Genomic DNA, 17,382 nt, shown 5'->3' on the forward strand with positions numbered 1-17,382 from the left:
GGCCAGTCGGAGAGAAAACGAAGGCGATTTAAGCCGGAACCGTGTTTCGCTTTAAACCCGGTACTAACTTCAACTACGCTGTCGCTACTGGTTTTTCCCTTCCCCCTACTCCTCTCCCAGAGGCATAGGGAAAAAACCACGTTTCCGGCATCTGTTTTCCGTCTCTCCCCTATGGGGAGAGGGCTGGGGTGAGGGGCGATTTACTTCTCTATCGGCCACAGCCACGCCGCACCTCGAACGCCGCTGGAATCCCCGTGCACCGCTTTGCGAACGGGCGTTTCACACTCGCCACCAAACACCCACGGTTTGATCAGCTGCGGCACCGTCCGGTATAAACGCTCCACGTTGCTCATCCCGCCACCCAGCACGATCACGTCCGGATCCAGAATATTGACGATATGCGCCAGCGACTTCGCCAGACGCGTCTCATAGCGGCTGATAGCCAGCTCTGCCAATGGATCCTGCTGCTCTGCCAGGCTGATGATTTCGTGCCCTTTCAGCGTTTTCCCGCTCAGGCGCTGGTAGTCCGTGCCGAATCCGGTGCCGGAAATAAAAGTCTCAATACAGCCCTGTTTGCCGCAGTAGCACGGCACCTCTTTCCGAAAACGCAGTTCGTCTTCATCCATCCACGGCAGCGGGTTATGCCCCCACTCGCCCGCGGTGCCGTTGCCACCGATCAGACTTCGGCCATTGATCGCCACGCCCGCGCCGCAGCCGGTGCCGATGATCACCGCGAAGACGATCGGCGCCCCTGCGGCAGCGCCGTCAATCGCTTCCGACACCGCCAGGCAGTTAGCATCGTTCGCCAGCCTGACTTCGCGCTTGAGCGCCACGCTAAGATCCTTGTCAAACGGCTGCCCGTTCAGCCAGGTTGAGTTCGCATTTTTCACCACTCGGGTATAAGGGGAGATCGATCCCGGGATCCCAAGCCCTACCGTACCGGTCTCGCCCGTGGCTTCTTCCGCCAGCCGCACCAGCTCAACAATGTTTTTGATGGTGGCCTGGTAGTCGTTTTTTGGCGTGGGCAAACGGTGGCGATAAAGTTGTTTACCGTCGTCTGCCAGCGCGATCACTTCTGTTTTAGTCCCACCGAGATCGATACCTATGCGCACAAGAACTTCCTCATTTGGTGATAATTATCAACTACCTAAAATGCAGGCCAAGCAAAGACAATGAAACGAGGCCGTCAATTCGTTATCATGCCCGCTGCGTTTAACTGACAACCTGGGACAGAATCATGCTGTGGTTTAAAAATTTAATGGTTTACCGTTTAAGCCGTGACATCACGCTGACGGCGGATGCAATGGAAAAACAGTTAGCCGCCTTCACCTTCACCCCTTGCGGCAGCCAGGACATGGCCAAAACCGGCTGGGTGTCGCCGATGGGCTCGCACAGCGATGCATTAACCCATGTTGCCAACGGCCAGATTGTGATTTGCGCCCGTAAAGAAGAAAAAATTCTGCCCGCTCCGGTCATCAAACAGGCTCTTGAAGCCAAAATCAATAAGCTCGAAGCGGAACAGGCCCGCAAGCTGAAGAAGACCGAGAAAGATTCCCTCAAAGACGAAGTGCTGCACTCCCTGCTGCCGCGCGCTTTCAGCCGCTTTAGCCAGACTATGATGTGGATAGACACCGTCAACGGCCTGATCATGGTTGACTGCGCCAGCGCCAAAAAAGCGGAAGATACGCTGGCCCTGCTGCGTAAAAGCCTGGGTTCTCTGCCGGTGGTCCCGCTGGCGCTGGAAAACCCTATCGAACTGACGCTGACCGAGTGGGTACGTTCAGGGGATGTTCCGGCAGGCTTTGCGCTGATGGACGAAGCTGAGCTCAAGGCAATCCTTGAAGGCGGCGGCGTGATCCGCTGCAAGCAGCAAGAGCTGGTATGCGATGAAATCGCCGCGCACATTGAAACCGGCAAAGTGGTCACCAAGCTGGCGCTGGACTGGCAGGAGCGTATTCAGTTCGTGCTGGCGGACGATGGCTCAGTCAAACGCCTGAAGTTTGCCGATATCCTGCGCGAACAGAACGACGATATCGACCGGGAAGATTTTGGCGGGCGTTTCGACGCCGATTTTATTCTGATGACCGGCGAGCTGTCGGCGCTGATTACCAACCTGGTGGAAGCCCTCGGCGGAGAAGCACAGCGTTAATTGCCGTGGCTGACGCATAAAAAAAGCCCCTCGCGGTGAAACGAGGGGCCTGAAAGTCAGTTATTTATCGGCCAGGTAGCGGCAAAGGTAGGACGTTGGCTCAGCAACCTGCAGATGAAACTCGCTGTGGCCCGGAACGTTAAAGACTTCGCCCGCAGCATAGGTTTTCCACTCTGTTTCCCCCGGCAGCAAAACGTGCAAAGCGCCGCTCACTACGGTCATCTCTTCCGGCTGGGCGGTCCCGAAGGTGTATTCCCCCTCCGCCATCACCCCAACGCTCGCACGGCCAGTGCTGCTGCTGGTAAAACCGATGGATTTTACTTTCCCGGAGAAGTACTCGTTACTCTGAAGCATGGACAGGCCCTTTATCGACATTAGTGAAAAAACCACTATAGAGGCGAACTCTCCGACCTGTCACGCAAATTGTTAATTCCGTTCAGATAAGCAATTCTGCGGCTAATCTGGCCACCAGTACGTTGGATAAGAGCACCGGCACATCCAGCTGCTTTTGCAATAAATCCCGGTGTTTTTGATGGTAGCCAAGGCAGTCGAGGACCAGAACATCCGCCCCTTCAGCCATCAGTTTTTTTCCGGCCTCCAGCAGCTCGGCTTCGCTACCGTGGATCGGGTTCGCAAGCGAATAAAGCGGCGGATGGGTCAGCTTGCGCCACTTCAGCTCCTGAAACTTAATCATTTCTGCAACCGGCAGAATGATCCCTACCTGATGACCATCCACAATCGACGCTACCAGCGGAGGAATGATGCGCTCAGGCTCCAGCAGAATGGCATTGCGGGCGCTTAACCCCGTCAGCGGCATCGTGCTCATCAGCAGGATAACTTCGTAGCCCTGATTATCCAGCTGTTCGATGATGCCCTGCATCGCAATGGAGATTTTGTCCCGCCCGACTGACGTAATGGTGTTATCCGCCAATAGCGTGAGCAGCGTTTCTTCACCGGGGGACGGGGAAAACTGACGGCGAACCTCACCGGGGGAGAGATTGCCCAACAGGCTGACCTGAGAGATTTGTTGTTCAGAGATATGTTCAGTTAAAAAAGGTAAAACCTCACTGACTGACACTTTGCCGACGGTGAGAATGGCTACAGTTGGTTTCATGCTTCGCTCCGCTATTACTCAGTTACCGCCCTCTTCGCTGCATTGCTCCACGTCCGCTATGAAATAACTCCGCCGTGTCGATCATTTTTTGATCGCCACAATCCGCAGCATACAACCAGAGCGACATCGAAATCCTTAACGAAACATCAACTACTGAGCAACATCTCTAAGGAATATATTTTAGCTAAATGAATGAGATAAAAGTTTCTCTTAGGAAGAAGGTCGCACGCGCGGCGTACGCCTGATCCTGCCGGTCAGGCTCTCGACGAAAAGTGGCTGAATGGCCATCGCTCGTCCTTAATTTCTTATGGATGAGCGTTAAGTATAGGCTAACTGGCGCGGGCCATTTGTAACGCGCTGAGGATTGCTTCCACTACCGCATCAGGAGAGCGAGTGGCGTCCACAATGTGGCGGGCAACCTGCCGGTAGAGCCCTTCGCGAGCGGCGAGCACGTCAACGATTTCATCGGTAACGCCTTTCCCTGTGAGCGTTGGGCGTTGCCCTTCTTCCGGAGAGGCGGTCAGGCGTGAAGCCAGAACCTGCGCCGGGGCATGTAACCAAACGGGGATGCCGTTTTCCTGCATAAACTGCCGATTGCCCTCTGCCAGCACCATGCCACCACCGGTTGCCACCACGGTCGCCGGGGCCGTCACGCGCTGCAGCGCATCGGATTCACGAGCCCGAAACCCTTCCCAACCCTCTTCGGCCACAATCTCCGCCACGCTCTTGCCGGTGTGGTTCAGCAGAAAACTATCGGTATCGACAAAGGCGTAACCCAGCGTTCTCGCCAATGCCTGACCGACGGTCGTCTTACCACAGCCGCGAGCGCCGACTAAGAATAGGGGTTGAGTCATCAAAGATAATCCTCGGAAATGCGGGCCTGAGGCCACAAGGGGTAAAAGCAGGAAAACAGAATGCGATAATACCACTAAACTAGTACGCGACAAGTGTAAACCAATGATTACAAAAAATGAAACCTGTCGCTTAAAACCCAGCTATAACGGCATTAACTGATGCGTAACAAGTGTAAACTAAATCCACCACCTGCTAACTGCGCCACAATACTTTAAACGCCAGGCCAATGACAACCCTTAATCTGAGATTCGGTAACACATTTATGGTTAGCTTTACGATTAAGGCGTTTCACCTACGCTGAATGTGATCCAGACTCGTTTTAAGATTTCATCATGACAGAGGTATGAACCATGCAAGCTGAAGAGCAGCGTCTTATTGACGGGCTTTTTGACCGTCTGAAACAGGCCGAAAGCCAAAGTGCCACCCGCGATGCGGCCGCCGAACAACGGATTGCGCAACACCTCAGCCAGCAGCCGGGTGCCGCCTACTACATGACGCAGACGATCCTTATCCAGGAAGCGGCCATGAAGCAGCTGAATGGCAAAATTCAGGCCCTGGAAGCGCAGGTGAGCGAGCTGGAGCAGAAATCTCGCCAGCAGCAAAGCAGCGGTGGTTTCCTTGCCGGGTTGTTCGGCGGCGGCAGCAGCAGTAATAATACTGCGCGTGGCTCCGATCCGATTCCGGGTAGCCAGAACTATGGCACCTCTTCTGCGCCAGGCTACGGCGCGCCACAACAGGGCGGATATGGTGCACCACAGCAACAGGCTGCCCCGGCCAGCGCCCCACGTGCCGGAGGCGGGTTCTTATCTGGCGCGCTGCAAACCGCAGCGGGCGTAGCCGGTGGTGTCGTGGTGGCAGAAATGCTGACCAGCATGTTCCACCGCAGCCAGCCGGAAGAGATCGTCAATATTATCAATGAACCGGCGCCGACCTTCGACAACAGCTCATTCGACTCGGTCAACGACTACAGCCAGGTCGATGACCGTCAGTTCCAGAACCAGGGCGGCTGGCAGTCGCAGGACAATACCGATTACGGTAACGATGATTTTGGCGGCGACGATTACGGCGACGACGACGACGACAGCTTTATCTAAGACTTTTGCGCCCGCGCGACCTTCAGCAGCCACTTTTCCAGCTCATTGGCAAACTGCTGGCGGTCGCGCTGGCTCAGGCTGTCCGGCCCGCCGGTTTGCACGCCGCTGGCGCGCAGAGTATCCATAAAGTCACGCATCGTCAGGCGTTCACGAATGGTTGCAGGGGTATAAAGCTCGCCCCGGGGATTCAGCGCCACCGCCCCTTTCTCCAGCACGTCTGCCGCCAGCGGAATATCGGCGGTGATAACCAAATCGTCTTTCTCGCAGCGACGCACAATTTCGTTATCCGCCACGTCAAATCCAGAGGCAACCTGCAGGCTGCGAATAAACCGCGACGGCGGCGTTTTCATCCCCTGATTGGCCACCAGCGTGACCATAACCTGAGCGCGATCTGCCGCGCGAAACAGCACCTCTTTGATGACTTTTGGACACGCATCGGCATCCACCCAAATTTGCATTATGGCTCCTGACTTTCGGTGGGAATGGGGGCGATTTTGCCGTGCTTTTGCCGAATGACAAAATTTATCTGTTTCCACCCCGGCCGTTCGCCGTTGCGTGCAAACATAGGCTAAGCGGTAAAAAGCGCGTTAAGAGATTGCTGACAAAGAGGGAAAAAGCGTGGTTTTTCCCTCTTTGTGGTTATCAGCCGAAAATCAATGAATTGATTTTCCAGTTTATTTTTATGGCGACACGTTGCAGAATTTTATCCCCATTAGATTTGTCAGAAGTCTGGTTAAGCTATTACCATCAAATAACAAAACACATCACCATGGAGTCATGCTATGGACAAGAAAATAGGGTTTATTGGCTGCGGTAACATGGGCAAAGCCATCCTCGGCGGCCTGATTTCCAGCGGCCTTGTGCCTGCCGGCAATATCTGGATCTACACCCCGTCGCCGGACAAAGTTCAGGCCCTGTGCGAAGAATACGGCATTAACCCGGCGCAGAGCGCGCAGGAAGTTGCGCAGATAGCCGACATCGTCTTTGGTGCCGTGAAGCCAAACATCATGCTTAAGGTGCTGAGTGAAGTTAACTCCGACCTGAACAAAGACACCGTGATTATCTCCATTGCCGCGGGTATCACTCTGGAAACCCTGGCCAAAGTGCTGGGCCATGACCGGAAAATTATCCGTGCAATGCCGAATACCCCTGCGCTGGTGAACGCGGGCATGACGTCGGTCACGCCAAACGCGCTAGTCACGCCGGAAGACATTGCCGATGCGGTGAGCATTTTCCGCAGCTTTGGCCAGGCCGAAGTCGTAAGCGAAGCGATGATCCACCCGGTCGTGGGCGTCAGCGGCTCTGCCCCGGCTTACGTATTTATGTTTATCGAAGCCATGGCCGATGCCGCCGTGCTGGGCGGTATGCCGCGCAAACAGGCCTATCAGTTTGCCGCTCAGGCGGTGATGGGCTCGGCGAAGATGGTGCTGGAAACCGGTACCCATCCGGGTGAGCTGAAAGACATGGTTTGTTCCCCTGGCGGCACCACCATTGAAGCGGTCAAAGTGCTGGAAGAGAAAGGTTTCCGCGCTGCCGTGATGGAAGCGATGGTGAAGTGTATGGCGAAGTCAGAGCTGCTCGGGAAGTCCTGATTTTGATATAGCCCCTCACCCTAACCCTCTCCCCCCGGGGGAGAGGGGATTAGATCGAGCATAAATCCCCTCATTAAAACCCAAAATAAAAGCCCTCTGCCGAGGGGAGAGGGCTCTGAATCGAGCATAAATCGACCGTCCCCCCCTCTCCCTCTCAGGAAGAGGGCCGGGGTGAGGGTCATTCAAAACAACTTATTTTTTCTTCAGGCAATTACTCATAAAGGTTTTTCTGGCGTCGCCCTTCAGCGATTGCTTCGCCGCGTCCGCATTACAGTCCTTCATTTTTTGTTGCTGAGGCGTCAGGGTTTTCCCCGCCGCGGCAGGCGCTTCCCCTTTGAGACAGCTGCTCATGTAGCTCTTACGCTGGTCCCCTTTCAGAGACTGCGAAGCCGCCTGCTGATTACAGGTCGTCATACGCTGCTGCTGCGGCGTCATCGTTTTATCCGCCGCCGTTGCTGACCCAACCAGCCCTACCAGTAACACCGCTAATAATGAAAATTTCATACCTTATTCCTTTTTTATTGTGACGTTTAAAGTCTGGCCTAAGGCAAAAAAAATGCGACGTTTCCGCCGCATTTTTTTCTTACCTGTTACGCAAGCTCACCTTTACTCCAGCGCCATCGCTGATTTCATGGTGTAGAACAGGTCGGTCTGATCGGTCAGCCCCACCACATTGGCTGCATGTGGGCCATAGGCCGCCACGCGTAGCTGGGTGCCGGTGTGCTCCTGAGATTCACCCTCGGAGTTGCCGTAGCTGATGACCATCACCGCGCCATCTTTGGTGTTCAGCGCCTGAGTCAGGCCAGGCGCTTTGGTGTCCGGCGCCACAATCTGGCTGGAATGGGCGTGGTCTGCGGTGACAACAACCAGGGTATTGCCATCTTTACGGGCAAACTCCAGCGCTTTTTGCACGGCTTCATCGAGATCGACCGTCTCGCCAATCTGCCCGCATGGGTTAGCGGCGTGATCCTGTTTATCAATAGAAGCGCCTTCGACCTGAAGGAAGAAGCCTTTCTCGTTTCCTTTCAGCAGGTCGATAGCTTTTTCGGTCATCTGCGCCAGGGTCGGCACGCTGCTGTCGCGCTTCGGATTAGGCGTACAGGTCACGGCTGGCTGATCGATATTCCCGTGGTAAGTGGCCTTCGGCCCTTCCCAACGCACAGGCATATTGCCGTCGGCGAACATACCGATCAGCGGTTTTTGCTGGTTAGCTTCTGTCACCGACGCAAGGCCGGCGGCGTTATCCACCCACTGATAGCCACGGGCATCGGCCTGCTCGCGCAGCGTTTTCCCGTTCCATTCACCGGCTTTTGCCGTTTCACTAAAGGTTTTTGCCCCACCACCAAGCGTCACGTCGGCGCGGGTATTCAGCAGTTGCTCGGTAATGGAGCCTTTGCCCCCGTTTTCCAGCGCGTTAGTGGCACATTTTTCGCTGGTGGCGCTTGGGCCATAGCATTTACGCCCCGTCACGTGGGAAACCAGCGCCGCTGGCGTGGCATCCTGAATTTCCGCCGTGGATACGTTACCCGTCGCCTTACCGGCCGCCTTCGCCAGTTCGAGGATGGTGACGTGATCTTTCCCGTCGACGTCCACGCCCAGCGCGCCGTTATAGGTTTTCACGCCGGTACTCCACGCCGTGGCGGAAGCCGCAGAATCGGTGACGTAATCCGGCTTTTTCGTTTTCTTGTCTAAAGAATAATGGGTGTATTGCCCGGTCAGCGGTAAGGCATCAATTCCTTTAAAGAAACCACCAGCCCCTTCGGCATAGTTTCTGGCGGCGGTAATTTCCGAATCGCCCATTCCGTCGCCAATCAGCAGAATAATGTTCTTCGCTGTTTTATTGTTGAGCGAGGCACGGATCGCTTCAGTTTGATCGCCTGTAATACGGCGAGCACCGCCCGGCTGAGTTAAATCTCCCTGAGCGGCGCGATTTTCCAGAGGGGAAGAGGATGTTTCTTGTGATTTTGATGGGGCGCTGGCAAGCAGCAAAGGCAGCAGGCTGGCGATAATTACGCTCTGTTTCACTTTATTTTCTCCATGTAGTAACTACTGAATATAAATAAAAACAGAGCGAGTATAAAAATGACTTATGACACTAATATGACAGTAAAATTTGATTCAACTACGAGGATAGATAAGGAGCTTTTTTAAATATTGTCGGAGTAATTCGGTATCCTGGACCGGCACTGCCGTCTTTGGGGAGGCATCATCTAACGCCCCTTCAATGCTGGCAACCAGCGCCGAACGTTCTCCCTGTTCAAGGCGTCTCAATAAGGCTGTGACCACTATTTCCAGCGCTTCAACCTGAGCAACCAACTCTTTCGATTCTTCTTCCTTTTCGGCGAGCTTAACCAATAACTCAGCAATAAGATTTTTCATTTTCTCAGTCCCTGCGGGGTTAAGGCATGACGTTAACACTCAGATCCACCTGAGAGCAATATCTCAGGTTAAATATGTGCGTCACAGCAAATAGCAGCAATATTAAAATGATTCCGTCTGATAATAATCCCGACAACGAATTTTTTGCACCACAAAAAAAGAATAATGGAATATTATTCTCTAAATCTGTGGTAGCGACTAAATGAATAATAAGTCGAAATCAATCTTCATATTTTGCTCAATAATATCCCACACAGAGAAACTGGCTGGCGGCTAAGTGCTTTTACTGGCCAGCGCCTGACGGGCATTCTTGCGCTTAAAAGCCACCGCCAGCTGCCAGACATTGAACAGCACAACCACGGCGGTTGCCGCAAAAACGTAACGAAAACCGGCCATTGCGGAAACCCCTGCCCCCATTAAAGGCCCGGCGACATTCCCCAAATACATAAACGACTGGTTATAACCGAAGATACGCCCGGTGACCTGGTCGCTGCAGTATTTGAGCAACAGCGTTTGCACCGCCGGTAACATTGCCCCGTCGGCAAAACCCAGCAAAAAGCGCAAGATGCCAAGCTGCATCGGCGAGGTGACAAAGGACATGGCAAGGAATAACACCACGGCGCAGCACAGCGTCGCCATCAAAATACGTTCAGTGCCAATCCTGTCGCCCAGTTTGCCCAATTTAGGTGCGGCAAAGAGCGCGGATATGCCCGGCAAGGCGGCGATAAATCCGCTCATAAACGCAATATTGTTGCTGTCCGGGGCCAGCTGTTTAATAAACAGCGCCAGAATCGGGCCAATCGAGCCGTTACAGAGCTGGATCACCAGCGTGGTGATAAACAGACTGAGGATCAGCCAGGGATAAGGCAGCGTGGCGAAAACTTCTTTCCCGGTCAGGCGATCATCTTTACTGATTTTCGGGCGAGCGCCCTCTTTTATCAGCAGCAGCGTCACCAGGAAACTGACCATCAGCAGCCCCGCGGTGGCAAAGAATACCGGCCTTAGCCCAAGATGATCCGCCATAAAACCGCCGAGCAGCGGGCCCACAATCACGCCGCTGATTTGCCCGGTTGAGAGCGTACTGATAGCCCAGCCGCTGCGCTCGCGTGGCACCTGAGAGGCAATCAGCGCCATTGCATTAGGAATATAACCCGACGTTAACCCCATTACCGCGCGCAACAGGAACAGTTGCCAGACGTTGGTGGCAAAGGCCTGGAGAAGAATCGCCACCGCCATACCAAACGAGGCGCGAAGCAACATCAGCTTGCGCCCTTTGCGGTCGGCCAGGCTGCCCCACATCGGCGAAACGATAGCCGAAACCAAAAACGTGACGCTGAACGTCAGGCCGGACCAAAGGGAAAGGGCTTCGTGGGAAGTGACGCCAAGCTGCTCAACGTAGAGCGGAAGAAAAGGCAAAATTTGGCTGATCGCAAGGCCGGTAAAAAAACAGCCGAACCAGACCGAAATGAGATTGACCTTCCAGGACTCCATAGCGCGCTTTTTCAAAGGGGATGCAACCAGAATAGAACGATTTCTGGAAAGCTTATCACACTAATGAATATTGCCGTCAGCGCCCCGGCGCTGTCATTACGATCCAGACATGATTGCTTACTAAAGCACATATCCTGCCCGACCGGACAGGTTGTTGCAGGAACCACATGAATCCCCGGAATGAGCGTGCTATGTTGTCCTCTTTCGTAAAGTTTATGGGTGGATTAAAGGCATGGCAAAACTGCGGGTTGGTATCGTGTTTGGTGGAAAATCGGCAGAACACGAGGTGTCGCTGCAGTCGGCAAAAAATATCGTCGACGCCATTGATAAGTCGAAGTTTGATGTTGTGCTGCTGGGGATTGATAAACAGGGCCAGTGGCATATCAACGATGCGTCCAGCTACCTGCTGAACGCCAACAATCCGGCGCTTATCGCCCTGAACCGGTCAGAGAAAAACGTGGCGCTGGTCCCCGGCCAGACCGAACACCAGCTGATTGAAACCAGCACCGCAGAACAGCTTTCCCAAATTGACGTGATTTTCCCGATTGTGCACGGCACGCTGGGCGAAGACGGTTCCCTGCAGGGCATGCTCCGCGTCGCCAATCTGCCGTTCGTCGGCTCCGGCGTGCTGGGCTCAGCGGTCAGCATGGATAAAGACGTCGCCAAACGCCTGCTGCGCGATGCGGGCCTGAACGTGGCTCCGTTCATCACGCTAACCCGCGCTAACCGCGCCAAAATCAGCTTCGCCGAGGTTGAAAAACAGCTGGGTCTGCCGCTGTTTGTCAAGCCAGCCAACCAGGGTTCCTCCGTCGGCGTCAGCAAAGCCAGCACCGAAGAGCAATATCACGCGGCGGTGGCGTTAGCCTTTGAGTTTGACCATAAAGTGGTGGTTGAAACCGGTATTAAAGGCCGTGAAATCGAGTGCGCCGTGCTGGGGAATGATTACCCGCAGGCCAGCACCTGCGGCGAGATCGTGGTGAACAGCGAGTTCTATTCGTACGACACCAAGTACATTGATGAGCAGGCGGCACAGGTTGTCGTTCCGGCGGCGCTCGACGCCGACGTTAACGACAAAATCCGTAAAATTGCGGTTCGTGCCTATCAGGCGCTGGAATGTAGCGGCATGGCCCGCGTCGACGTGTTCCTGACGGAAACTAACGACGTGATCATCAATGAGATCAACACGCTGCCGGGCTTTACCAACATCAGCATGTATCCCAAGCTGTGGCAGGCCAGCGGTATCAGCTACCAGGAGTTGATAACCCGCCTGATTGAGCTTGCCCTTGAGCGCCACCAGCAGGATTGCGCGCTGAAAAGCTCGATCACTTCGTAATCCTTAAGGCTCCGCCGTGCCCGACTCTTCCCGGGGACGGCGGATAATAAAGCCCGCAAGCCAAAAACCGATCGCCCAGGTCACCAGCCCCACCGCATAGCTCTGCCAGCCCTTCGTTTCCAGGCCCAGCAGGCCGACCACGCCATTCAGAATAAAAATCAGCCCAATCGCCACCGCATAGTAGTGCCAGTCCCGACGCATTTTCAGGGTTAACATAGCCGCCTCACGCATTCAAAAATAAGCCTGCTGGCATTGTCGCACATCGGCGGCAGAGAAACGCGCGGTTGCCACGCACTCAGCTAGCATAATGTTAACGAGATTTACCTTAGGTTACGAAAATGTGAACTTGAGCAAAAAATGCAAATCCAGGAGGATTCTGGCCTCCAAATTACCAGCAATCTGATATTGACAACGCTTATCACCTGCCAAAATTCACGCCATGAGATGCCACACATTCGGTTCAGATTGCGTTTTTACGGGAGGTCGTGATGCCTGATATTTCATTGTCGAAAGCCGTTATTCCGGCTACTCGGGTCATAATGACAGCAAAATCAGAAAGATCGGTGCCGGGCAATATCGCCTATGCGCTGTTCGTTCTCTTTTGCTTCTGGGTGGCCACCCAAATGCTGAATCTTATTGTGCAGGCGCCCGGCCTGCTGGAATACCTGGCGCAAGGCAACGATGCCAGCCGCCCACGCATTGAGATGGGCCTGGCGGTCAGCACCGTGTTCGGGCTGATTCCCTTCCTGCTTGGCGCTGTCGCCATCGGCATTGTCGCCCTGACGATACGCCTGAGAAACCGCCGCCACTCCGCCTGGTATTACTGATCAAAAAGGCGGAAGCTATGCCGCTTCCGCCCGCCATCGTCACCTCTGCATACAGCTTGCCCGCCTGTCGTCCACGCGTTTTGCAAACCAGGCCGTGGTCAAATTACGGGTGATTTTAGGGCTTTCAAGCACGATCCCCGGCAGCACTTCTCTGGCCAGCGGCTGCCCCGCTTTTTTCTCCGCTATCGCGAAGACCTGCTTGTAAAGACTGGTTTTTTCAAACCCAATGCTGTCGCCTTTTTGTAGCGCCCGGCGGATTTCGCTGTCGCTCATATCCAGCTGTTTCGACAGCTTACGTACCGCCATTTCGGTGCTGCTCGGTTTATCGCTGGTGTAAAGGATCAGATCCCCGTCCAGCGCCAGCTTCACGCCCGTCGCCTTACTCACTGCGCTCTGGAAAGCCGCATTGCGGCTGGCGTACCAGCCCGCGTTGTAGTCGGCGAAGCGATAAAGCGGTTTCGTATAGTTAGCCGGGTAATTCAGCAAGTGGTAAGTCCCGAACCAAAGCCCACCGCGGCGGGTGAAAACGTCCTGCCTCACCGTCCCCTCTATTTTCCACGGGTAGCCATCGGTATGTTTCTCGGCAAACGCCACGCTGACCTGCATCGTGCCACCGGTACGTACCGGGTTAAAGCTGCCGAACAGCTTTTGCCCCATCGGCACCATCGTCAGGAAATCATCGAAAATAGCGCTGAGCTGCCCTTCGGTTTTGACGTTATCCAGCCGCTCGCTATAGCTTTTGCCGTTGGGGGAGTTAATGCGCAGCGCGGTGTGCACCAGCAGCAGCGGGATGTGCATTTTTTCCGCGCGGCGGTCGATCTCTTTCCAGGCAATTTTATTCAACCCCGGCACCGCCGGATCGGCCTGCAAATTAGACTCCTGCAGCGCCACCGCCAGCACCGAACAGATATTCTCTTCGCTCTGCTCGAGGTTCTGGCTTTTCAGGGTCGTCAGCAGATCTTTTGCCAGCCCCGCGCGGTCCTTCACCCCGTCAGGGATTTTGCGCTGGGCCAGGGTTTCGATATCTACCGGTTTTGCCGCCGTTGTCGTGGTACCCGGCGTTGTGGTTTTAGTTGCACAGCCGGCCAGCACAAGCAGCGCCAGCAGCCCCGGCACGGCAAGCCGCCGGGCCGGAGAGAGAGAACCCACCATGTTAATATCCTTTCCCTTTCATCATCAACCGCACCACCCTGCCTGTTTTTCAGTTTGTGCGCTACTGGAAATCACCGATTGACAACTAGATGCCTGGTCAGTAATTTCATTTGCAACTACTGACCAGGCAAATACCATGAGTAATACTACGGGTAATCCCTATTCCAAACTGCACCTTGGCCTGCTGATTCACCTGTCGAACCAGTTCAAAGACCAGCTCATCACCCAGTACTTTTCGCCGATGGGCATCACCGGTGCGCAATTTAAAGTCTTGATAAGCATCTTTAAGGGCTTTAACAGCCCGGTAGAAGTCAGCAAAAACCTGGTGATGGATACCGGCGCCATGAGCCGCATGCTTGAACGAATGGTGAAGCGAGATCTGATCGTGCGAAACGTGAATCCCGAAGATAAACGCCAGGTCATTCTGGCGCTGACTGAGAAAGGGCAAGAGCTGTGCGAAGCTTTCCAGAACGATGCGCTGGCGTCGATCATCGGCACCCTTACCGAGCGCCTGACGCCTGAAGAAGCAAAGCAGCTCAATGAACTGCTGATCAAAATGCTGCCGGATGAGATCACCGAGCGCCACCTCTAAGCTTTCTGATTAAGGCCACATACAAAATGCAAACCTCTACCGAGCAGGTTGAACGCGCGCCGAGCAAGCGCAAGCGTAACTTCGCCATTTTTCTCATTATCCTACTGCTGATCGGCGCCGGCTGCGTGGCGTGGTATATGCTTTACGCGCGCTACTACGAAACCACCGACGACGCCTACGTCAACGGCAACCAGGTCACGCTGACGCCGCAAATCGGCGGCACGGTAACGCAGGTCAGCGTCGATGAAGGAGACTACGTCGAAAAAGGGCAGCCGCTGGTACAGCTCGACCCAAGCGACACCGAAATCGCGCTCCAGCAGGCAGAAGCCAACCTGGCGAATACCGTGCGTCAGGTACGTGGACTTTACAGCACCGCGGATAACTACCGGGCTCAGGTCGCAGCGAAGCAGGTGGCACTGCAAACGGCACAGAGCGACTACGCTCGCCGCCAGAAGATTTTTGCCACCGGGGCTATCGCCGCTGAAGACCTGTCCCATTACCGCGATGCCGTGACCAGCGCGCAAAGCGATCTCACCGCCGCCCAGCAGGCATTACGCACTAATTTAGCGATGGTGGATGACACGGTTATCGACAGCCATCCGGAAATTAAAAGCGCCGTAGCCACGCTGCGCCAGCGCTTCCTCGATAACGCCCGCAGTACCATCGTTGCTCCGGTGAGCGGCTTTGTCGCTAAACGCGCCGTTCAGCTGGGAATGCGCGTTGATTCCGGCACCACCCTGCTGGCGATTGTGCCGCTGGACCAGGTCTGGGTTGACGCCAACTTCAAAGAGAGCCAGATGCAGGACATGCGCCTGGGGCAGAAGGTAACGCTCACCGCCGATCTCTACGGGGACGACGTGGAGTATCACGGCACCATTGAAAGCCTCGGCATCGGCACCGGCAGCGCCTTCTCGCTGTTACCGGCCCAGAACGCCAGCGGGAACTGGATCAAAATCGTTCAGCGTCTGCCGGTGCGCATCACGCTTGATCCGCACGACATGCAGAAACACCCGCTGCGGGTAGGCCTGTCGATGTTCGCTCGCGTTGATATTCGCAATGCAGACGGCCACCTGCTGCCGCAAAAAACCGTCGCCGCGCCGCGCTTTACCACCGACGTTTACCAGAACGCGCTGGACGAAGCCGACCAACTGGTCACCAAAATCCTTCATGACAACAGCCAGCCGGTAGCGTCAGCCAACCGCTAAGAGAGACGTTATGCAAGATAAGGCGGCGTTTACGCCCCCCAGCCTGCTGCTGGCGACGATCGCGCTGTCGCTGGCGACGTTTATGCAGGTGCTGGACTCCACCATCGCTAACGTGGCGCTGCCGACGATCGCCGGTAACCTCGGCGTCAGCGCCGACCAGGGTACCTGGGTTATCACTTCGTTCGCGGTGTGTAACGCCATTGCCCTGCCGCTGACCGGCTGGTTTACCCGCCGGTTCGGGCAGCTCAAGCTGTTTGTGGGTTCTGTGGCGCTGTTCACCCTCACCTCGTTCCTGTGCGGCTTTGCCCACAGCATGACCGAGCTGATTATCTTCCGCGCGCTGCAGGGCTTTTTCGCCGGGCCGATGTTCCCGATGTGCCAGACGCTATTGCTGATTATCTTCCCGTCCAGCAAGCGAAGTATGGCGCTGGCGCTGCTGTCGATGGTGACGGTTGTCGCGCCTATTGTCGGGCCGATCACCGGCGGCTGGATCACCGATAACTATTCCTGGCCGTGGATCTTCTACATCAATGTGCCGATCGGGATCTTTGCCGCCATCGTGGTCTGGACGCAGCTGCGCGAGCGTGAAGAAACGACCACCATCGCCCCTATCGACTACATCGGGATTGCGCTGCTGGTGCTGGGCGTGGGGCTGCTTCAGGTGGTGCTGGATAAAGGGAACGATCTCGACTGGTTCGCCTCGCCGGAGATCATCACCATGTCGGTTATCTCCGCGGTTTCACTGGTGTCGTTTGTCATTTGGGAGCTTGGCGAGCGTCACCCAATAGTCAACCTGCGGCTGTTCGCCGACCGCAACTTCGCCATCGGCACGCTGTCGCTGACGCTGGGCTACGCCGCGTTCTTCGCCATCAACATTATTCTGCCGCAGTGGCTGCAAACCCAGATGGGCTACACCGCCATCTGGGCCGGGCTGGCCGCCGCGCCGATGGGTGTGTTACCGCTGTTGCTGACGCCGATTGTCGGGCGCTACGCCAATAAGGTTGATATGCGCCTGCTGGCCACACTGTCGTTCCTGACCATGGGCGCTTCGTGCCTGCTGCGCGCGCAGTTTAATACCAGCGTGGATTTCCGCACCATCGCCGAAGTGCAGCTGTTTATGGGGATCGGCGTGGCGTTCTTCTTCATGCCGATCACCACCATTGTGCTGTCGAACCTGCACGGCGTTGAGGTCGCGGAAGGCTCCGGGCTGGCAACCTTCTTCCGCGTGCTTGGCGGGTCGTTTGCTTCGTCCCTGACCACCTGGATTTGGTCGCGCCGCGAGGTTTATCACCATGCCAACCTGACGGAGAGCGTCTCAGCCTACAATCCGTCGGCGGTGGATTACCTGCACAAGATGGGCGGCGCCACGCAGCAGCACCTGGCCGTGGTGGATAAAACCATTGAGCAGCAGGCCTATATGATGTCGACCATCGACTACTTCTGGCTGCTGGGCTGGGGCTTTATGGCGCTGATTGTCGTGATTTGGTTTGCCCGTCCGCCGTTTATACGGGCTGGAGCGCCGGGTGCCCCTTCCGCAGGGCATTGATCAGAAAGAACCAGTAAAAGGGATGGCATTACGCCATCCCTTTTCTTTTCGCC

At 55.4% G+C, this 17,382-nt stretch carries 19 protein-coding genes; 8 read left to right on the forward strand and 11 right to left on the reverse strand.

All coding sequences use genetic code 11. The features are described from left to right. Window positions 1-200: 200 nt before the first annotated feature. On the reverse strand, window positions 201-1,112 hold the full coding sequence (gene mak / locus ACREYP_RS17460) for a fructokinase (protein WP_166994379.1): 912 nt from the start codon (window positions 1,110-1,112) through the stop codon (window positions 201-203). 125 nt (window positions 1,113-1,237) lie between these two features. Between mak and rdgC the strand changes: the two genes are divergently transcribed. Continuing rightward, window positions 1,238-2,149 carry a recombination-associated protein RdgC gene (rdgC, locus tag ACREYP_RS17465; protein WP_008454497.1) on the forward strand — a complete coding sequence of 304 codons (912 nt, stop codon included), beginning with the start codon at window positions 1,238-1,240 and terminating at the stop codon, window positions 2,147-2,149. A gap of 60 nt (window positions 2,150-2,209) precedes the next feature. Here rdgC and ppnP read toward each other — a convergent pair whose 3' ends face one another. The 3 genes from ppnP to aroL all read right to left on the reverse strand — a co-directional run bounded on the left by ppnP (window position 2,210) and on the right by aroL (window position 4,117). Next, window positions 2,210-2,503, reverse strand: a complete 294-nt coding sequence (gene ppnP / locus ACREYP_RS17470; RefSeq protein ID WP_008454495.1) for a pyrimidine/purine nucleoside phosphorylase — start codon at window positions 2,501-2,503, stop codon at window positions 2,210-2,212. Between the two features lie 82 nt (window positions 2,504-2,585). Continuing rightward, window positions 2,586-3,263 carry an AroM family protein gene (locus ACREYP_RS17475; protein WP_336818496.1) on the reverse strand — a complete coding sequence of 226 codons (678 nt, stop codon included), beginning with the start codon at window positions 3,261-3,263 and terminating at the stop codon, window positions 2,586-2,588. Window positions 3,264-3,592: 329 nt separating this feature from the next. Further along, window positions 3,593-4,117 (reverse strand): shikimate kinase AroL, encoded by a 525-nt coding sequence (gene aroL, locus ACREYP_RS17480; RefSeq protein WP_008454483.1) that lies wholly within the window; start codon window positions 4,115-4,117, stop codon window positions 3,593-3,595. A 351-nt stretch (window positions 4,118-4,468) separates the two neighbouring features. Here aroL and ACREYP_RS17485 point away from each other — a divergent pair, with 351 nt between their 5' ends. After that, the gene (locus tag ACREYP_RS17485) at window positions 4,469-5,212 is read left to right on the forward strand and encodes a DUF2076 domain-containing protein (protein ID WP_008454482.1); all 744 of its coding nucleotides are present in this window, start codon (window positions 4,469-4,471) and stop codon (window positions 5,210-5,212) included. Here the strand turns inward: ACREYP_RS17485 and ACREYP_RS17490 are convergent. Beyond that, complete coding sequence (locus ACREYP_RS17490) at window positions 5,209-5,670, reverse strand: YaiI/YqxD family protein (protein ID WP_008454481.1); 462 nt, start codon at window positions 5,668-5,670, stop codon at window positions 5,209-5,211. The genes ACREYP_RS17485 and ACREYP_RS17490 overlap by 4 nt on opposite strands. 324 nt (window positions 5,671-5,994) lie before the next feature. On the opposite strand from ACREYP_RS17490, the gene proC reads away from it, so the two are divergent. Continuing rightward, window positions 5,995-6,804, forward strand: a complete 810-nt coding sequence (proC, locus tag ACREYP_RS17495; RefSeq protein WP_008454480.1) for a pyrroline-5-carboxylate reductase — start codon at window positions 5,995-5,997, stop codon at window positions 6,802-6,804. 192 nt (window positions 6,805-6,996) lie between these two features. On the opposite strand, the gene ACREYP_RS17500 is transcribed toward proC, so the two are convergent. The 4 genes from ACREYP_RS17500 to ACREYP_RS17515 form a co-directional block, all read right to left on the reverse strand. After that, window positions 6,997-7,308 (reverse strand): PsiF family protein, encoded by a 312-nt coding sequence (locus ACREYP_RS17500; protein ID WP_008454479.1) that lies wholly within the window; start codon window positions 7,306-7,308, stop codon window positions 6,997-6,999. Window positions 7,309-7,410: 102 nt separating this feature from the next. Continuing rightward, on the reverse strand, window positions 7,411-8,829 hold the full coding sequence (gene phoA / locus ACREYP_RS17505) for an alkaline phosphatase (RefSeq protein WP_008454478.1): 1,419 nt from the start codon (window positions 8,827-8,829) through the stop codon (window positions 7,411-7,413). Between the two features lie 93 nt (window positions 8,830-8,922). Beyond that, window positions 8,923-9,183 (reverse strand): anti-adapter protein IraP, encoded by a 261-nt coding sequence (iraP, locus tag ACREYP_RS17510; RefSeq protein ID WP_008454477.1) that lies wholly within the window; start codon window positions 9,181-9,183, stop codon window positions 8,923-8,925. A gap of 273 nt (window positions 9,184-9,456) precedes the next feature. Next, the gene (locus tag ACREYP_RS17515) at window positions 9,457-10,674 is read right to left on the reverse strand and encodes a multidrug efflux MFS transporter (protein WP_498881001.1); all 1,218 of its coding nucleotides are present in this window, start codon (window positions 10,672-10,674) and stop codon (window positions 9,457-9,459) included. Between the two features lie 232 nt (window positions 10,675-10,906). Here ACREYP_RS17515 and ddlA point away from each other — a divergent pair, with 232 nt between their 5' ends. Further along, window positions 10,907-12,007 (forward strand): D-alanine--D-alanine ligase, encoded by a 1,101-nt coding sequence (ddlA, locus tag ACREYP_RS17520; RefSeq protein ID WP_008454473.1) that lies wholly within the window; start codon window positions 10,907-10,909, stop codon window positions 12,005-12,007. 3 nt (window positions 12,008-12,010) lie between these two features. On the opposite strand, the gene ACREYP_RS17525 is transcribed toward ddlA, so the two are convergent. After that, window positions 12,011-12,223, reverse strand: coding sequence for a DUF2754 family protein (locus ACREYP_RS17525; RefSeq protein WP_034807641.1), 213 nt, complete (start codon window positions 12,221-12,223; stop codon window positions 12,011-12,013). 272 nt (window positions 12,224-12,495) lie between these two features. Here ACREYP_RS17525 and ACREYP_RS17530 point away from each other — a divergent pair, with 272 nt between their 5' ends. Next, window positions 12,496-12,834, forward strand: coding sequence for a DUF2755 family protein (locus tag ACREYP_RS17530; protein ID WP_039296508.1), 339 nt, complete (start codon window positions 12,496-12,498; stop codon window positions 12,832-12,834). A gap of 39 nt (window positions 12,835-12,873) precedes the next feature. On the opposite strand, the gene ACREYP_RS17535 is transcribed toward ACREYP_RS17530, so the two are convergent. Beyond that, window positions 12,874-13,986, reverse strand: a complete 1,113-nt coding sequence (locus tag ACREYP_RS17535) for a DUF1615 domain-containing protein (protein WP_498881002.1) — start codon at window positions 13,984-13,986, stop codon at window positions 12,874-12,876. A 136-nt stretch (window positions 13,987-14,122) separates the two neighbouring features. On the opposite strand from ACREYP_RS17535, the gene ACREYP_RS17540 reads away from it, so the two are divergent. The 3 genes from ACREYP_RS17540 to ACREYP_RS17550 are packed head-to-tail and all read left to right on the forward strand — an operon-like array spanning window position 14,123 to window position 17,329. Beyond that, complete coding sequence (locus tag ACREYP_RS17540; protein WP_008454465.1) at window positions 14,123-14,578, forward strand: transcriptional regulator, SarA/Rot family; 456 nt, start codon at window positions 14,123-14,125, stop codon at window positions 14,576-14,578. 26 nt (window positions 14,579-14,604) lie between these two features. Continuing rightward, a complete protein-coding gene (locus tag ACREYP_RS17545) occupies window positions 14,605-15,783 on the forward strand; it encodes an HlyD family secretion protein (protein WP_008454462.1) in 1,179 nt (392 codons plus the stop codon). Window positions 15,784-15,793: 10 nt separating this feature from the next. Next, window positions 15,794-17,329 carry an efflux MFS transporter permease gene (locus ACREYP_RS17550; RefSeq protein ID WP_498881003.1) on the forward strand — a complete coding sequence of 512 codons (1,536 nt, stop codon included), beginning with the start codon at window positions 15,794-15,796 and terminating at the stop codon, window positions 17,327-17,329. The last annotated feature ends 53 nt before the right edge of the window (window positions 17,330-17,382 follow it).

Origin of the sequence: Enterobacter sp. TMH.L2, assembly GCF_050847315.1 — a bacterium.
GTDB lineage: Bacteria > Pseudomonadota > Gammaproteobacteria > Enterobacterales > Enterobacteriaceae > Cedecea.

Excerpts from the sequence above, each read along its gene's own strand:
- ACREYP_RS17525 (WP_034807641.1), bottom strand. The coding sequence starts at position 12,223 with ATGTTAACCCTGAAAATGCGTCGGGACTGGCACTACTATGCGGTGGCG.
- proC (WP_008454480.1), top strand. The coding sequence starts at position 5,995 with ATGGACAAGAAAATAGGGTTTATTGGCTGCGGTAACATGGGCAAAGCC.
- iraP (WP_008454477.1), bottom strand. The coding sequence starts at position 9,183 with ATGAAAAATCTTATTGCTGAGTTATTGGTTAAGCTCGCCGAAAAGGAA.
- ACREYP_RS17490 (WP_008454481.1), bottom strand. The coding sequence starts at position 5,670 with ATGCAAATTTGGGTGGATGCCGATGCGTGTCCAAAAGTCATCAAAGAG.
- rdgC (WP_008454497.1), top strand. The coding sequence starts at position 1,238 with ATGCTGTGGTTTAAAAATTTAATGGTTTACCGTTTAAGCCGTGACATC.
- ACREYP_RS17485 (WP_008454482.1), top strand. The coding sequence starts at position 4,469 with ATGCAAGCTGAAGAGCAGCGTCTTATTGACGGGCTTTTTGACCGTCTG.
- ACREYP_RS17545 (WP_008454462.1), top strand. The coding sequence starts at position 14,605 with ATGCAAACCTCTACCGAGCAGGTTGAACGCGCGCCGAGCAAGCGCAAG.
- ACREYP_RS17500 (WP_008454479.1), bottom strand. The coding sequence starts at position 7,308 with ATGAAATTTTCATTATTAGCGGTGTTACTGGTAGGGCTGGTTGGGTCA.
- ACREYP_RS17550 (WP_498881003.1), top strand. The coding sequence starts at position 15,794 with ATGCAAGATAAGGCGGCGTTTACGCCCCCCAGCCTGCTGCTGGCGACG.
- ACREYP_RS17515 (WP_498881001.1), bottom strand. The coding sequence starts at position 10,674 with ATGGAGTCCTGGAAGGTCAATCTCATTTCGGTCTGGTTCGGCTGTTTT.
- ACREYP_RS17475 (WP_336818496.1), bottom strand. The coding sequence starts at position 3,263 with ATGAAACCAACTGTAGCCATTCTCACCGTCGGCAAAGTGTCAGTCAGT.
- ppnP (WP_008454495.1), bottom strand. The coding sequence starts at position 2,503 with ATGCTTCAGAGTAACGAGTACTTCTCCGGGAAAGTAAAATCCATCGGT.
- ACREYP_RS17535 (WP_498881002.1), bottom strand. The coding sequence starts at position 13,986 with ATGGTGGGTTCTCTCTCTCCGGCCCGGCGGCTTGCCGTGCCGGGGCTG.
- ACREYP_RS17530 (WP_039296508.1), top strand. The coding sequence starts at position 12,496 with ATGCCTGATATTTCATTGTCGAAAGCCGTTATTCCGGCTACTCGGGTC.
- ddlA (WP_008454473.1), top strand. The coding sequence starts at position 10,907 with ATGGCAAAACTGCGGGTTGGTATCGTGTTTGGTGGAAAATCGGCAGAA.
- aroL (WP_008454483.1), bottom strand. The coding sequence starts at position 4,117 with ATGACTCAACCCCTATTCTTAGTCGGCGCTCGCGGCTGTGGTAAGACG.
- ACREYP_RS17540 (WP_008454465.1), top strand. The coding sequence starts at position 14,123 with ATGAGTAATACTACGGGTAATCCCTATTCCAAACTGCACCTTGGCCTG.